The organism is Streptomyces sp. NPDC058401, assembly GCF_042722885.1.
In the GTDB taxonomy this organism is placed as follows: domain Bacteria; phylum Actinomycetota; class Actinomycetes; order Streptomycetales; family Streptomycetaceae; genus Streptomyces.
Genome location: NZ_JBHXKA010000167.1, coordinates 1 through 14,711, shown reverse-complemented (window position 1 = coordinate 14,711; position 14,711 = coordinate 1). Strand labels below are relative to the sequence as shown.

The following is a 14,711-nucleotide window of genomic DNA, read 5'->3' as shown; positions in this document are numbered from 1 at the left end:
GCCCCCCCCCCCCCCCCGGCGCCCCCCCGACGGGCGCGGACGGGGGGGGGGCGGGGCCGGCAGGCCCTGAAGGTCTCCACCCCCGTCGAGCGCGGTGCGGGGTCGGCGATCAGAAGATGCTGATGCCTCCGGTGCCACCGTTGCCGCCGAGGCCGCCGAAGAGGCCACCGAAGCCGCCCTTGCCGCCCTTGCCGGCGTTGCCGCCCTGGAAGACGCCGTCGCCGCCGTTGCCGCCCTTGCCGCCGTTGCCGCCGATCAGGAAGCCGTCGCCGCCGCTGCCGGCGTTGCCGCCGCTGCCACCGAAGAGGCCGCTGCCACCGCCACCGCCGTTGCCGCCCTTGCCACCGATGACGCCTTCACCGCCGCCACCGCCGCCACCGCCGCCGCCACCGGAGAGGACGCCGTTGCCGCCCTTGCCTCCGTTGCCACCGGCGCCGCCGATGCCGAAGACGCTGCCGCCACCGGAGCCGCCGGAGCCGCCACCGCCACCGACGAGGCCGCCGCCGCCTTCGCCGCCGTCCCCTCCGGCGCCACCGGCGGCCGGGAGAGCGGTGGCCACGTGGGCGGGGGCCGGAGCCGCCGTCGCCATGGAGGCCGGAATGAGAACCCCTCCCGAGATCATGGCGGCCGATGCGACCAGAGTCGCGAATCGGAATCCACGGCGGTTGGTGCGGACGACGTTGTTGGTGCGAGTCTTACGGTTCATGACCTTCTCCTATGGTTTACGTGTCCCGGATATTCGGGACGGTGAGGTAATTCGGGGAGAGGAGGAATTCCTTGGAGTGGCTTTCCGCCTCTTCCCTTCTGACTCAAGTAAGCCCCGGACGGGGCATCCGGGTCATGTTCCGGAAACTCGGGACTTGACACCCTCCGCACCACGGGTTAAAAGGCCGGGAGACCCGTGGGGTCAGTGCCGTGCGGGGTCAGCTGCCGCGGCGCTCGGTGTACGCGACGACGGAGACCCAGAGCATCGCCGTGACGGCTCCGACGGCCAGGGTCAGGGTGCCCGCCCGGCCACCGCCCATCGCCCAGCCGTTGCCGAGCAGCAGGGCGGTACCGGCCACCCGGGAGGCGATCGCGTACCGGCGGTTCCCGGCGCGGCCGAAGTGCCGGCCCAGGACGTAGCAGGCGGCGATCAGCGAGGTGAAGGTGACCGACCCGGCGGCGAAGTGGGCGTAGCTGTGCCAGGTGAGCGTCGCGGTCTCCGCGGAGGGGGCGCCCAGGGGGAACCCGTCGAGCGGGTCCATGACGAAGGCCCCCGCGGCGATCATGCCGAGGCCGGCGATCCGGACCAGCCGCGGCGCCCAGGTGCCTCCCGGGCTGCCGCGCAGGGCGCGGCGCAGGCCGCCGGCCCCGAGGGCGAGGAGCGCTCCGGCGAGCAGGAAGTTGGTGATCTGGAGCCAGCCGAGGCTGCCGTTGCTGAGGGCGCTCAGCGGGTGGCGGGCGATGTCGAAGCCCTGGCGGGTCGCGGCCTGGGTCAGGGAGACGAAGGCCCACAGCGGGGAGGCCACGACCGCACAGGCGAGGAGGGAGCGCGTGGCGGAGGAGGTGCGGAAGGACGGGGACGGGGAAACAGGGGCGGCGGGGGTCCGGGCGGGGGTCCGGGCGGGGGTCCGGGCGGGGGTCTGGGCGGTCATGGCGGGTACCTCTCGGGTTCGTGGCGGGCGGCTCTGCTGCGGTTCTCACCGCTACGTCGAACCGGCGATGTGACAGGGAATCGGCGCGTTCCCTGTCACATCGCCGGTTCGACGTGTAGGCAAGGTGCGGGCAGCAGCTCGACACCACGAGACGAGGAGTCCCCATGCGCTACCTGATGACGACGAAGCCTTCCGACACCGCCCCCGACGAGCGGCTGTACGCCGAAATGGGCAGGTTCATCGAGGAGCTGACCGCGGCCGGCGTCCTGCTGGCCACGGGCGGTCTGGAACCGGGCGGCATCCTGGTGGCCTCCGCCGGCGAGGAGATCACCGTGACGGACGGGCCGTTCGCCGAGGCCAAGGAGGCCGTGGCCGGTTTCGCGCTGATCGAGGTCCGGTCCCGGGAAGAGGCGATCGAGCTGGCCCGCCGCTTCCGCAGGATCGTCGGTGACGGCGAGAGCGTGGTCCAGCAGGTCTTCGGCTCCTGAGCGTGCCCGACACCTCGCGGACGATCGACGCGGTCTGGAAGCTCGAATCGGCCAAGATCATCGCCACGCTGACGCGCATGGTCCGCGACGTGGGCCTGGCCGAGGAACTGGCCCAGGACGCGCTCGTCGCCGCGCTCGAGCAGTGGCCGGGCGCCGGGGTCCCGGACAACCCCGGCGCCTGGCTGACGACCACCGCCAAACGGCGGGCGGTCGACCACATCAGGCGCTCCCGGCTGCTCACGGACAAGCAGGAACAGCTCGCCCGCGAGCTGGAGGGAGTGGAGGGGCGCCAGGAACGGCAGGAGCCGCAGGACCCCGGGCAGGACGACGTCCTGCGGCTGATGTTCCTCTCCTGCCATCCCGTGCTGCCGGCCCGGGACCGTGCGGCGCTCACCCTCCGGCTGCTGGGCGGTCTGACGGCCGAGGAGATCGCCCGGGCCTTCCTCGTCACGGCCGGCGCCGTCAGCCGGGGCATCGCCGACGCCAAGCGCACGCTGGCCGAGCACCGCGTGCCCTTCGACCTGCCGCAGGACACGGAGCTGCCCGAGCGGCTGTCCTCGGTGCTGGAGGTCATCTACCTGATCTTCAACGAGGGGTACTCGGCCACCTCCGGCGACGATCTGATGCGCCCGGGGCTCTGCCTCGAAGCGCTCCGGCTGGGCCGGCTGCTGGCCGAGCTGGCGCCCCGGGAGGCCGAGGTGCACGCCCTGGTCGCACTGATGGAGATCCAGGCCTCCCGTTCGGCGGCGCGCACCGGGCCCGCGGGCGAGCCCGTCCAGCTCCACGAGCAGAACCGGGGGCGCTGGGACCAGCTGCTCGTCCGCCGCGGCTTCACCGCGATGCTGCGCGCGCGGGAGGCCGGCGGGACCCCCGGCCCGTACATGCTGCAAGCGGCGATCGCCGTGTGCCATGCGCAGGCACGCACCGCGGCGGAGACCGACTGGGCGCAGATCGCGACCCTGTACGGGGCCTTGGCGCGGCTGCTGCCGACGGCGGTGGTCCAGCTCAACCGGGCGGTGGCCCTCGGCATGGCGTACGGGCCGCAGGCCGGCCTCGACCTGGTCGACTCCCTGGTCGCCGATCCCGTGCTCCGCGACTACCACCTCCTCCCCAGCGTGCGGGGCGACCTGCTGCTGCGCCTGGACCGCGGCCCGGAGGCGCGGCTGGAGTTCCTCCGGGCGGCGGCCCTCGCCAAGAACGCCGCCGAGCGCGCCTTCCTGCGGCGGCGCGCGGAGGAGGTGCCCGCCCCCGGCGGCCCGGCGGGCCCGGCTCCGGGGCCGACGCTCGGCGGGGCGGCCGGGGCCTTCCTGGGCCGGGCCGACCTGGACGCGGCGACGGTGCGCTCGTACGGCCAGACCCTGCGGCGGCTGCGCCTGGACCTCGGCGACGTCGCGCCGCTGTCCGGGGTGACGGCGCAGGAGGTGGCACGGGTGTGCACGGCCGCCTGGGGCGGTGCGGCGGCCGGGACCTGGAACCGGCACCGCTCGGCGGTACGCTCCTTCGGCGCCTGGGCCGGTCTGGACGGGCTCGCGGCCGGGCTGGAGCGGCGCACCGGGTCCCGCACCCGGGCGCCCGCGCTGGACCCCGTAGAGCTCGACGCGCTGTGGAACGACCCCGAAGTGCCGCTGCGGGAGAGGACGTTGTGGCGGCTCCTGCACGAATCGGCGGCGGGTGTGAAGGCCGTGCTGTCGCTGAACGTCGAGGACCTGGACCTGGAGGACCGCCGGGCGCGCGCGGGCGACACCCGGGTGAGCTGGCGCTCCGGGACGGCCCGCCTCCTGCCCCCTCTGCTGGCCGGCCGCACCCGGGGCCCGGTGTTCCTCTCCGAGCGGCGGCCGGGACCGGCCCGGACCCCCGGGCCGGCCGACCTGTGCCCGGAGACGGGCCGGCGCCGCCTGTCCTACGAGCGGGCCGAGTACCTCTTCAAGGAGGCCACCAAGCCCCTGGACCCGAAGCACGAGGGCTACACCCTGCGCCGCCTCAAACCAGGTACGCGAGGGACGGCGTAGGGCCGGCGGCCGATGCCTTGGTCATCCCGCCCCTGCTCCGCGCCGGAGATCGGGCCGGCCCGCGTCGGCCAGCAGGGCGAGGATCCGGGCGAGTTGAGCGCGTACGGCCTCGTCGGCGATGGTTCCGTCCGCGCCGACCGTGCTGCGGTCCACGGGGATCCGTACGCACGCCGCGTCCGTGATGTCGGCGCCGGTGTAGCCGAGCACGGTCCGCAGCGTGGCCTGCGCGCCCTCGCCGCGTCCGGGGGCCGCCGCGTTGACCCAGGCGACGGGCTTGTCGCAGATCTCGGTGCCGCCGACCGTCCAGTCCAGCAGGTTCTTGAAGGAGCCCGGCAGGGTCCCGGCGTACTCCGGGGTGCAGATCAGGATCCCGGCCGCCTCCGCGATGGCCGCGCGCAGCCCGGCCACGGGGCCGGGCAGCGGTTCGGCGTCGTCGTCGGGGTTGAAGTGCGGAAGGGCCGACAGTCCCTCGTAGAAGACCGTCCGCACCCGCGCGGGGGCGGCAGCCTGCGCGGTGCGCAGGACGGTCTCGTTGGAGGAGCCGGCCCGCAGGCTTCCCGACAGCAGGAGGATCACGGGCGACGTGGGCATCACAGACATGTGTCCCAATGTAATGAGGCTTCAGTCCTGCAGGTCCTCCATCCGGTCCAGGAGGGTGGCCAGCAGCGCGGACCGGCCCTCTTCCGCACGAGTCACCAGCTCCCGCAGCCGCCGCATGTCCTCCGGACCCAACGCAGTGCCGAGGTCCCGGGCACGAAGCGCCTCACCCACGGCAAAACCGGCCGCGTCCAGTGAGATGACGATGCCCGGGCTGCCTTGGGAGGGGCTCGGCCTGCTTCGACGGGACCGCCTCCACCGGCGTGGGCGCTGCGGAAGCCCGCGCATGGCCTCCACGCTGGCACGGGACTGCGCGAGGCGGAATCCGTCGATGGTGGTCATGTCCGCCGCATCCGTGACGGCGTTCCGCGCCACCTGCCAGCCGGCCACGAACGCGTCCATGGAGGCCGGTCGGCCCGATTCCAGGCCTTCCACCGCCTCCGACAGGCACCTCAGCGCCTCGCGGGTGCTCTTGCGCAGGGCGATGAGCCGGCGCACTTCCTCCTCGGCGCGCGAGCGTCGTCGGACGCGTTCCGCCGTTCTGGTCTGGAGTGCCGACGAGAACAGGGTGGCCCCCGCGCCCAGTACGGCTCCCCCGACCACGCCGATCAGAGCGAAGAGCTCTGCGCTGTCTGCCATACGGGCATCCTCACGAAGAGGCGGCCGCATGTCAGGGACTTCTCGAAGTCGGGGGGCGGCAGGCCACGCCCGCCGGCGTCCACGTGTCCGAAAGGGAACCGCCGGATGAGGTGTACGTGTCACTGTGTCTGTCCGTGAGGACGGCGACACGCTCGGGGGAGGCTTGGTGGCTGCCGACAGGAGCACCGACGGCTCAGGCAAACAGAAGGCCGTGTTCGTGGGCCCGCACCAGTTGCTGCGGCAGCTGGGCTCGGGCGGGATGGGCGAGGTGTATCTGGCCCGCTCGCCCGGGCTGAGACTGCTCGCGGTGAAGGTGATCAGGGCCGAGTACGCCGAGGACCCGCAGTTCCAGCGCCGCTTCCGGCAGGAGGTCGAGGCCGCACGGCGGGTGACCGGTTTCCACACGCCGCCCGTGGTGGATGCGGAAGCACGCGGCCGTCGTCCCTGGATGGCCACGTCCTACCTGCCCGCGCCGGACCTCGGCGAGGCGGTCCTGCGGTTCGGCACCCTCGGCGAAGAGGGGACACGGGCCCTGGGAGCGGCCCTCGCCGAGGCGTTGGCCGCGATCCACGCGGCGGGGGTGGTGCACCGTGACCTCAAACCGGGCAACGTGCTCATCGCGCGGGACGGTCCGCGCGTCATCGACTTCGGGATCAGCCGCGCCTTCGACGCCGTGCACCTGACCCGCACCGGCATGGTGTGCGGCACGCCCGGCTACGTCGCCCCCGAACGCATCGTCGCCGACTCCGCGACCACCGGCGCGGCCGACGTGTTCTCGCTCGGCTGCCTCCTGGTGTACGCACTCACCGGCCGCACGCCGTTCGGCGAAGGTGAACCCGCGCACGTCAACCGGCGGGTCGTGTACGAGGAGCCGGACCTCTCCGGAGTGCCCGCCTCCCTCCTCCCCTTGGTGGCCTCCTGCCTGGCCAAGGACTCCACCCGGCGCCCCACCGCGACGGCGGTGCTGGCCGCACTGGCCCCGGCCGATCCGGCGGCGCTGCTGAGCCCGTGGCTGCTCGCCGACCTCGACGCCCGGGAGCGGCAGGCCGAAGTCGATCTGGGCGCGCCGCCGGCCGATCCGCCCGCCCTGCCGGTCCGGACGTGGCAGTCGCTCAGCCGCCGCGGCCTGCTGGGGCTCGGCGCCGGCCTCGGCGCGGGCGTGGCCGGCGCCGTCGGCGTACCGCTGCTGCTCACCCGTCGCGCCCGCCGGGCCGTTGGCGGGGCGCCGGTGGGCAAGGACGTCGACGCGTGGGGTGCCGAAGCGGCAGGTTCCGGTACGCCGGCCGCCGCACCCGCGCCGCTGTGGAGCAAACCGATCAGCGGTGTGACGATCACTCACCAACTGTCCATGCTCGGTGCCACGCCGGTGTGGTGGAGCCGGGGACAGGGCGCGGTCGCCTTCGACGGGGCGACGGGGCGTCAGGCCTGGTCCCGGCAGGACGTGCAGTGCTTCCAGGTGCAGAACGACCTGATCTACGGGACGGGCCCGGGTTTCGCGAACCTGGTGTGGCTGAACTCCGGGGGCGAGAGCCACCAGGGCCCGCTCACCGTGCCCGCCGAGCAGCTCACCTATGCCGCGATGAGCCTGCGGACCTTCGGCGCGGACGGCCGGACGGTGGTGCTCGCCCGCCAGACCTCCCTGACCGGTGGCGGGGTCGTGGCCGGGGCCGAGCTGAGCAGTGGGGCAGTGCTCTGGCAGCAGGAGATCACCCAGAACATGGCAGTGTCCTTGGCCGGCACCCACGAGAACACGCAGGGCGGTTCCGGCAGCTCGCTGGGACTGGTCGCCGACGGCCGCTGCTACTACGAGGACGGCAAGGTCATCCACGCGGTGGACCTGCGCACCGGGACCTCCCACTGGCAGGTCACCAACCTCACCTCAGGGAATACCGAAGTACCCGCGCGGCTGCTGCGCACCGGCGAGCTCCTGCTGCTCGTCCGCGGCAACGCGGTCACCGCCCTGGACCCGGCCACCGGGCAGCAGCGCTGGACGGCCCCCACTGTCCCGCAGGCGGTCTTCGGCTGTGCGCTCGGCGCCGGCCGGCTCCTGCTCTCCGGGGCCGGGGGCACCGCGTACTGCCTGGACGTCACGACCGGCAAGGGGTTGTGGCACACCACCCTGGCGGCGACGACCGGGACGAGTGTGGCCACGGACTACCGGGCACCGTCGGCCGGAGACGGCTTCTTCGCCGTGCCCCTGCGGGACGGATCCTCCGGTGCGGCCGTCCTGGACGCCGCCGACGGCGCGATCCGCTGGGTGGCGAAGGCACCCTCCGACGAGGGCGGCTGGACCACCGCGGCCAAGAGCGGAGCGCTCTTCTGCGGGTCCGCCACCACGCTGCGCGCCTTCCGCGCAAGTGGTGCATGAGCACGCGGACCATCGGCCCGTACCGCGCCCTGCGAAGGCTCGGAGCGGGCGGCATGGGCGATGTCTACCTGGCCACCACCGACAGCGGACGCCCCGTCGCGGTGAAGACCGTACGGGAGGAGTACGCGGCCGATGCCGGATTCCGGCGCCGGTTCACCCAGGAGGTGGCGGCGGCCAGAGCCGTCAACGGGGCCTACACCGTGGCGGTGGTGGATGCCGATACCGAGGCGGACATCCCCTGGCTGGCAACCGAGTTCGTCACCGGCCCGTCGCTGCACGAGGCCGTGGCGCGACACGGCCCGCTCGCCGGGCCCGCGCTGCAGGTGCTGGCGGCGGGGCTGGTGGAGGCGCTGACCGCGATCCACCGCGCCCGGATCATCCACCGTGACCTGAAGCCCTCGAACATCCTGCTCACCCGGGACGGTCCGCGGGTCATCGACTTCGGCATCAGCAAGCCGACGGCCGACGCGCTGCCCACCGCGAGCGGCGAGATCGTCGGCACCCCCGGGTTCATGTCTCCCGAACACGCGACGGGTGAGCAACTCACCCCCGCCAGCGACCTGTTCTCACTCGGCGCCGTCCTGGCCTTCGCCGCCACCGCCCGCCCGCCCTTCGGCGAGGGGCCGGCCGCGGTACTGGTCTACCGCTCCGCCGAGGAGCCCCCGGACCTCGACGGAGTACCACGGGAACTGGTGGGACTGCTGGTGCGCTGCCTGGACCGGAACCCGGCCCGGCGTCCCGCACCGGCCGAACTCGCCGAAGCCTTCCGGTACGGTCCGGCGGTAGGCACCGACTGGATGGGCGAGGCCGAGCGGACGGTGCGCCGCCGCGAGCGGGACCTGGCACGGGTGCTCAAGGACCCGAACGGCACCCGGCGCCGCCTGCTCCTCCTCGGCGGAGCCCTGCTCGCCACGACCGCCACGGGAGGCACCGCCCGGGCACTGTGGCCCGGCCAGGACGGCGGCAGCCCCCCGAAGGCCTGGTCGGCCACGCTCCCCCGGGCCGGCATGACCCCCGTCGGCTGCGGACCGGAGGCGGTGGTGTGCGCGGACCGCACCGGGATGGCCGGCTACGCCCGCGCCGACGGACGCACCCTGTGGAGCAGCACCGCGGAGACCGGCATCCTCCCGGTCGGCGACGGCAGCCGGGTGTGGACCGTCGACTCGGCCGGCCTGGTGCAGGCGCGCGACGCCCGCGACGGCACGACGCTCTGGCGTTCGGCCGAAGCCGTTCCCGGCGCCCAGTCGGTGGCCCTGCCGATGCCCGGCCTGCTGCTGGTCACCGGTCAGGGCGGCGCACTGCACGCCTACGACGCGACCGGCGGGAGCAAGCGCTGGACCGGCACCGCGCTCGGCACCCCCTACCGTCTCCAGGCCATGGCCTCGGCGGACCTGCTGGTCGTCATGCTCCTCTCGGACCGGATCACGAGCGGCACGGTCCGCTTCACCGCGCTCGATGGTGCGACCGGGCGGCAACGCTGGTCGCTCGACGCCCAGGACCTGTACGCGCCGCCGACCGGCAGCACCTTGTACGCCCTCACCGCGGATCTGGCCCTGGCCGCGGTGGGCGGCCGGGACGGCTCCACCGTCTGGAGCCGGCCCAGCGGCCTTCCGCCGGTCGCCGTGACCATCTCCCTCACCGGCTACCGGACCTCGCTCTCCCTCCACCAGGGCGTGCTCACCTGCGTCCCCCTCGGACTCCTGACGCCCCCGGACGACCCGGTCGGCACGGCGGCGTTCGACCCCGCCCAGGGCGCCCCACTCTGGAGCGGCCGGCACACGGGCCCCGTCAACGGGAGCGCCGACGCCGCAGGGATGCTCGTCCTGGGCGGACCACGGGGCACGACCGGCACCGACCTGCGCACCGGGCGCACCGTCTGGACCCGGCAGTCACCCCAGGGCGCCACCACCGTCCGGGAGGCGGCCGGGAAGCTGGTCCTCCTCACCGCACCCACCGCCGCCGGCGGAATCACCCTGCAGGCGGTCACCGCCGGCGACGGCGCCCGCCAGTGGCAGCAGACCTTCGCCCGGCAGCCGGGCGACCCGCAGATCCTGCTCCAGGACTCGGCCCTCCTGATCGGCTACGGGACCACCCTGACCGCCTACCACCTGCCCGGCAACTGACCGCCTCCGAAGGGTTCACCACGAGATGACCGACACCGAGGACACCCCGCCCGCCCCCGGGCAGCCGCCGGCCCCCGCGTCCACCCGCGTCCTGCCGGAGCAGCCCACCCCGGCCACCCTCCCGGATCCGGCCGACCTGCGCCCGGTCGGCCCCGCCCGACGGTGGACCTGGTTGCTCACCGGCCTCGCCGCCGGGGCGGGCGCCGTCGCCCTCGTACTGAGCCTGGTCGCCAACCTCGCCGAACCGGCACCGACCGCCGCACCGCCCCCTGCGGCGACCGCCACCGGCGCCCCGGCGACCCCGCCCCCCACCACGCTGGTCGACGGCTGTGCGCTGCTGCGCCCGGAGACGGTCGAGCACTACGTCAAGGGAGCCACCTGCACCGCGTCCCCGATCGCGAGCGGTCTGGCCGCGTCGACGGGCAACTGGTTGAGCAAGGAGTCCGGTTACACGTACGCGCAGGTCGAAGCCCTCCTCGCCTCGTCGGCCGAGAGCGTCTACCAGCAGACCCTGACCGTCAGACGGACGACGGCGACCACCACCGGCGCGAAGATCACCGTCGACCGGGCCGTTCCCGGCCTCGGCGACAAGGCGACCCTGCTCTACACCGACTTCGGCAGCAGCGGCCGTGTCACCCTCTCGGTGCTCCAGAAGAACGCGCTCATCAGCGTCGAGTACTCCGGATTCACCTCCTCCGGCCTGACCATCAAGAACATTCCCCGCGACATCGCCGAGGCGGCCGCCATCGCCTGTGCCAAGGACGCACTCGCCACGCTCACTGCTCCGTGAGCGGGGAGACCGGACGTCGGCGGTCAGCCGAAGCGGCCCTGGACGTAGTCCGAGGTGCGGGGGTCGGCCGGGGCGGAGAACATGGCCTCCGTGGGGCCGTGTTCCACGATCTGGCCGGGCGTGCCCTGTTCCGCGAGGAAGAAGGCGCACTGGTCGGAAACCCGGGCCGCCTGCTGCATGTTGTGCGTCACGATCACGATGGTGACCTCGTCGGCCAGCTCGCGGACGGTCTCCTCGATGCGGCGCGTGGACGTGGGGTCCAGGGCGGAGCAGGGTTCGTCCATGAGCAGGATCCGCGGCCGCACCGCGAGGGAGCGGGCGATGCACAGGCGCTGCTGCTGGCCGCCGGAGAGCGCGCCGCCCGGCTGGCGCAGCCGGTCCTGGACCTCCTTCCACAGTCCGGCCTTGGTCAGGCACTCCTCCACCAGCGCGTCCTTCTCGGCCGCCGAGGCGCGGGTGCCCGTCAGCTTGAGGCCGGCCGTGACGTTGTCGTAGACCGACATCGCGGGGAAGGGGTTCGGCTTCTGGAAGACCATCCCGATCCGGCGGCGGGCGTCGGTGAGGCGGCGGCCGCGCGCGTAGACGTCCTCGCCGTCGAGGAGGACCTCGCCGGCCAGTTCGGCGCCCGGGATCAGCTCGTGCATCCGGTTGAGGATCCGCAGGAAGGTGGACTTCCCGCAGCCCGAGGGGCCGATCAGGGCCGTGACCTGGCCGCCGGGCATCGTCAGGGAGACCCGGTTGAGGACCTTGCGGCCGCCGAACCACGCCGAGACGTCCCGGGCGTCCAGGGTGGACGCGCCCGTTGCGGGGAGCGTGGGGAGGGAGAGCGTCTGCGTCGTCATCAGGGCCTCGTTCACAGGAGGTTGGGCAGGAGGAGGGCGGCCTGGTCGGCCACCGCCAGGCCGAGGGCGGCCAGTACCGGGAAGCCGACCAGCCAGGTGTGCGCGCGGCCCCAGCGGATCCGCGCCCAGGCCAGCGCCGCGGCGGCGAGCAGCAGGGCCTGCGCCCACAGGACCAGCGGGAACCAGGCGGAGGTCTGGCTCCCGAGGGGAGCCTCGTCCGCGGCCAGCCGCCCCGGGGTGCGGCCGCCGGACTGCTGTACGGGCGTGGTGAGTTCGGCGTCGACGTGGACCACGCCGTCGGGCATGTACGGGGTCCCGTCGGCGGTCATCAGGGTGAGCAGGGCCGCGTCACCGGTGGGCCGGGCCGGCTGCGGGTCGCCCGCGCGGCGGACGCCCAGCACCTTGTACGTGTGCTCGCCCTGGCCGGTGACGACCAGGAAGGTCTCCCCGCGCTCCAGGTCCGCGATGTGGGCGAAGGGGCCGCCGTAGCCCGCCTGGCGGCCCATGAGGATGCTCGTGCCGGGCTGGCCGGGCAGGACCGTGTCGCGCCGGTGGCCGGGCCCGGAGGCCAGTACCCCGGAGGTGGTCGCCTCGCGGACCACCTCGCGCAGCCCGATCTGCGGGATCTCCAGCAGGGCGACGGGCGTGCCGGGCTCGGTGGGCCCCAGCGGCGCGGTGGCGTTGGCGAGCCCTTCCCGCAGCTGCGCATACCCCACCCGGCGGTCCCGCTCGTGCCGGAGGTGTCCGAGCGGGCCCACTTCCGCGACGAAGCCGAGGAGCAGGGCGCCCAGGATGGCCAGGGCCGCGCCGGTGGCCCACAGGCCGGGTGGACCCGTACGTCCCGCCGGGGCCTCGGGGGCTCCGGCGGGGTCGGGGCGCACGTCCACCGGCGGGGTGGAGGTGGCTGTCATCGTGTCTTCTCCGAACGCGGATGAGGATGCGGGCGCGGGTGCGGGTGCGGGTGCTGCGGGGATGCGGCGGGCTCGGCCACTTGGCCGCGAAGGCCGGTCGCCCGTACGTCAGTTGCCGGCGAAGGTCAGCAGGCCGCGGCGGCGGGCCCACCAGACGAGCGCGCCGCCGGTGACGACGAGGCCCCCGGAGAGCAGGCCGACCGCGGTGGCGTCGGCGCCGGTGTTGGCCAGGCCGCCACCGGGGCCGCCCGAGCCGCCGGCGGCTCCGCCCGAGACGTTGGTGGAGACGCCGACGCTGCTGCCGCCGCTCGTGGTCGTCCCCGTGGTGGCGGACGCGGACGGGGAGGGGGACTCGGTCGGGGCGGGGGTGGGGGACGCCGACTCCGAGGGGGTGGGCGTCGGGGTGGCGGTCGGGGTGGGCGTGGCGGTCGGGGTCGGCGTGGGCGTCGCGGTCGGGGTCGGGGTGGGGGTGGGGGTCGGCGTCGGGTTGCCGGTCCCCGGGTCCGTGGTCCGGTACTCGGTGTTCGAGGTGAACCACAGGGAGGCCGCGAACGTCCCGTAGGTGTCCGTGCCGAAGGCCTTGCGGCACACGACCGTCAGGTCGTAGCGGCCTTCGAGGGTGGTGAAGCCGGCCTGGCTGGCGTAGTCCCGCATGGTCATCGTCAGCGGGACGCCGATGCCGCCCGAAGCCGCCGGCGGGTACGTGCTGATGGGCGAGTTGCCGACCACGTTGAGCCCCTCGGCCGGGAAGCCCTTGCCGGCCACGGTGACCAGGATGTTCGTGGAGGGCTCCGGGCAGGCGGCCGACGTGGTCACGTCGATGCTGCTGCCGTCGCTGCCGGTGGCGGGGTTGATCTTCGCCGAGCCGGCCGGGGCGGCGTGGGCCGCCGTCGGCACGGTCAGGGCCAGGCCCACGAGGGCGGCGGCCGCCGCGGTCGCGGCGCCTGCCGCGGATCGCCGGCGGAGGCGGGTGAACTGCACGATGGGCTCCTTCTTGGCGTTCTGGCGTTCGTTGGTGGCGGAGGTGGCGGAGGTGGCCGAGGTGGCGCGCCGGCGGGCCGAAACGGCGGCCGCGGCCCGGGCCAGGCGCCTGCGGCGCCACACCCACAGCCCGCCCCCGGTGATCACGAGGATCAGCGCGAGCAGCGCCCACGGAACCGTCCACAGCGCCACCGACCGGGTCAGGGAGGGCAGTTCGGGGTCCACGCCGTCGCGGGCGGCGACGGGCTGGACGGAGACGACGGCGGAGGACCGCAGCACCTGGGCCACCCCGCCGGCCTTGGCGGTGATCGTGAGCGAGGTGCCGGGCAGCAGGTCGCCGAGGTCCTTCGCGCCGTCCGCGGTGACGGAGGTGCCGAACAGGCCGTTGACGCGCACGGCCTGGCGGGCGCCGAGCCGTACGTTGCCGGTGTTGCGCAGGGTGTAGGTGACCGTCGCCGAGCCCTCGGCGAAGGGGTTCGCGGAGCCTTCGTACGTGGCGGCGACCTGCTGGACCTCCAGGCGCGGGGTGAGGGTCCCGGCGGCGCGGACGTAGACGCGGGCGCCGACCCGCTGGTCGAGCTTGACCTTGTTGCCCTGGCCGTCCTGGGCTCCGGCGGCGAGCGAGGCGACGATGCCGCCGGTGTGGTCCCCGGGGGTGACCTCGCGGGGGACGGTGACGGTGAAGGGGACGATGACGTTGCCCTTGGGCGGGACGGTCACCGTGTCCTTCTCCAGCCTGATCCAGCTGCCCGCGTCCTTCGGCGTCCGGCCGGCCGGGAGCAGGTCGAAGCCGCCGTCGAGGGTGTTGACCGCGTCGCTCGCGTAGACGGCGAGGGTGAGCGGTTCCTCGCCGTAGTTCCAGATGGCGATCTGGTCGCGCGTGGTGGCTCCGCCGGTGACCCCGTAGGAGAAGTGGGGCCGTGCGTCGGGCCCCTTCGGCCCGGCGGGCTGCACGCCGAAGGTGGACTTGCGGTCCTCCCCGGGAGCGGCCGGGGCCGCATGCACGGCGGGGGCCGAGGGCGCGGCCTGGGCCGGTGCCACGAAGACCAGCCCGAGCAGCGCGAGCAGGAGGGCGAGGACCGGGGCGGCCACGGCCGGCGCGCCGGGACGGCGGCCGCGCCGGGCGGCGGGGGCGGTGGGGTTCATGGCTCGGGCGTCCGATCCGGGGAAGGGGAAGGGGTGCGGTGGGTCCAGGCGTCAGGGGCGGGCCGGGGCGGGCCGCGGGGGAGGCCGGCCGCGCCGGCCCCGGGCGCACGCCGGGATAAGATGGCGGTGAGGGGGTGGGTGGGGGAGTTAGTTCCGGCCACCGGGGATGTAGGGACGTTC

Annotated in this window: 12 protein-coding genes; 5 read left to right on the top strand and 7 right to left on the bottom strand. The window is 74.4% G+C overall.

What is annotated here, in order from left to right:
• Positions 1 to 109: 109 nt before the first annotated feature.
• Together ACFWNV_RS35695 and ACFWNV_RS35690 are read right to left on the bottom strand one after the other, a co-directional pair.
• Positions 110 to 706, bottom strand: a complete 597-nt coding sequence (locus ACFWNV_RS35695) for a hypothetical protein (protein WP_383955159.1) — start codon at positions 704 to 706, stop codon at positions 110 to 112.
• 217 nt (positions 707 to 923) lie between these two features.
• The gene (locus ACFWNV_RS35690; protein WP_383955156.1) at positions 924 to 1,637 is read right to left on the bottom strand and encodes a DUF998 domain-containing protein; all 714 of its coding nucleotides are present in this window, start codon (positions 1,635 to 1,637) and stop codon (positions 924 to 926) included.
• 164 nt (positions 1,638 to 1,801) lie between these two features.
• On the opposite strand from ACFWNV_RS35690, the gene ACFWNV_RS35685 reads away from it, so the two are divergent.
• The gene (locus ACFWNV_RS35685) at positions 1,802 to 2,125 is read left to right on the top strand and encodes a YciI family protein (RefSeq protein WP_383955153.1); all 324 of its coding nucleotides are present in this window, start codon (positions 1,802 to 1,804) and stop codon (positions 2,123 to 2,125) included.
• A gap of 2 nt (positions 2,126 to 2,127) precedes the next feature.
• Positions 2,128 to 4,134, top strand: a complete 2,007-nt coding sequence (locus ACFWNV_RS35680; RefSeq protein WP_383955150.1) for a sigma-70 family RNA polymerase sigma factor — start codon at positions 2,128 to 2,130, stop codon at positions 4,132 to 4,134.
• A 21-nt stretch (positions 4,135 to 4,155) separates the two neighbouring features.
• On the opposite strand, the gene ACFWNV_RS35675 is transcribed toward ACFWNV_RS35680, so the two are convergent.
• Both ACFWNV_RS35675 and ACFWNV_RS35670 read right to left on the bottom strand, forming a co-directional pair.
• Positions 4,156 to 4,734, bottom strand: coding sequence for an NADPH-dependent FMN reductase (locus ACFWNV_RS35675; protein WP_383955146.1), 579 nt, complete (start codon positions 4,732 to 4,734; stop codon positions 4,156 to 4,158).
• A gap of 21 nt (positions 4,735 to 4,755) precedes the next feature.
• Positions 4,756 to 5,370 carry a hypothetical protein gene (locus ACFWNV_RS35670; protein ID WP_383955143.1) on the bottom strand — a complete coding sequence of 205 codons (615 nt, stop codon included), beginning with the start codon at positions 5,368 to 5,370 and terminating at the stop codon, positions 4,756 to 4,758.
• A gap of 166 nt (positions 5,371 to 5,536) precedes the next feature.
• Between ACFWNV_RS35670 and ACFWNV_RS35665 the strand changes: the two genes are divergently transcribed.
• Genes ACFWNV_RS35665 through ACFWNV_RS35655 form a run of 3 tightly spaced genes read left to right on the top strand, consistent with a single transcriptional unit; the run spans position 5,537 to position 10,651 of the window.
• On the top strand, positions 5,537 to 7,738 hold the full coding sequence (locus ACFWNV_RS35665) for a protein kinase (protein ID WP_383955141.1): 2,202 nt from the start codon (positions 5,537 to 5,539) through the stop codon (positions 7,736 to 7,738).
• A complete protein-coding gene (locus tag ACFWNV_RS35660) occupies positions 7,735 to 9,861 on the top strand; it encodes a PQQ-binding-like beta-propeller repeat protein (RefSeq protein ID WP_383955138.1) in 2,127 nt (708 codons plus the stop codon). Before ACFWNV_RS35665 ends, ACFWNV_RS35660 begins: the two co-directional genes overlap by 4 nt.
• 25 nt (positions 9,862 to 9,886) lie before the next feature.
• On the top strand, positions 9,887 to 10,651 hold the full coding sequence (locus ACFWNV_RS35655; RefSeq protein WP_383955135.1) for a hypothetical protein: 765 nt from the start codon (positions 9,887 to 9,889) through the stop codon (positions 10,649 to 10,651).
• Between the two features lie 23 nt (positions 10,652 to 10,674).
• Here ACFWNV_RS35655 and ACFWNV_RS35650 read toward each other — a convergent pair whose 3' ends face one another.
• The 3 genes from ACFWNV_RS35650 to ACFWNV_RS35640 form a co-directional block, all read right to left on the bottom strand.
• The gene (locus tag ACFWNV_RS35650; RefSeq protein WP_383955132.1) at positions 10,675 to 11,493 is read right to left on the bottom strand and encodes a phosphate ABC transporter ATP-binding protein; all 819 of its coding nucleotides are present in this window, start codon (positions 11,491 to 11,493) and stop codon (positions 10,675 to 10,677) included.
• A gap of 11 nt (positions 11,494 to 11,504) precedes the next feature.
• Entirely contained in the window at positions 11,505 to 12,404 is a 900-nt protein-coding gene (locus ACFWNV_RS35645) for a sortase (RefSeq protein WP_383955129.1), read from the bottom strand.
• Positions 12,405 to 12,512: 108 nt separating this feature from the next.
• Positions 12,513 to 14,531 carry a WxL protein peptidoglycan domain-containing protein gene (locus ACFWNV_RS35640; RefSeq protein WP_383955125.1) on the bottom strand — a complete coding sequence of 673 codons (2,019 nt, stop codon included), beginning with the start codon at positions 14,529 to 14,531 and terminating at the stop codon, positions 12,513 to 12,515.
• Between the last annotated feature and the right edge of the window lie 180 nt (positions 14,532 to 14,711).

Coding starts and splice junctions, on each gene's coding strand:
- ACFWNV_RS35670 (WP_383955143.1), bottom strand. CDS start 5,370: ATGGCAGACAGCGCAGAGCTCTTCGCTCTGATCGGCGTGGTCGGGGGA.
- ACFWNV_RS35660 (WP_383955138.1), top strand. CDS start 7,735: ATGAGCACGCGGACCATCGGCCCGTACCGCGCCCTGCGAAGGCTCGGA.
- ACFWNV_RS35640 (WP_383955125.1), bottom strand. CDS start 14,531: ATGAACCCCACCGCCCCCGCCGCCCGGCGCGGCCGCCGTCCCGGCGCG.
- ACFWNV_RS35645 (WP_383955129.1), bottom strand. CDS start 12,404: ATGACAGCCACCTCCACCCCGCCGGTGGACGTGCGCCCCGACCCCGCC.
- ACFWNV_RS35675 (WP_383955146.1), bottom strand. CDS start 4,734: ATGTCTGTGATGCCCACGTCGCCCGTGATCCTCCTGCTGTCGGGAAGC.
- ACFWNV_RS35685 (WP_383955153.1), top strand. CDS start 1,802: ATGCGCTACCTGATGACGACGAAGCCTTCCGACACCGCCCCCGACGAG.
- ACFWNV_RS35695 (WP_383955159.1), bottom strand. CDS start 706: ATGAACCGTAAGACTCGCACCAACAACGTCGTCCGCACCAACCGCCGT.
- ACFWNV_RS35650 (WP_383955132.1), bottom strand. CDS start 11,493: ATGACGACGCAGACGCTCTCCCTCCCCACGCTCCCCGCAACGGGCGCG.
- ACFWNV_RS35655 (WP_383955135.1), top strand. CDS start 9,887: ATGACCGACACCGAGGACACCCCGCCCGCCCCCGGGCAGCCGCCGGCC.
- ACFWNV_RS35690 (WP_383955156.1), bottom strand. CDS start 1,637: ATGACCGCCCAGACCCCCGCCCGGACCCCCGCCCGGACCCCCGCCCGG.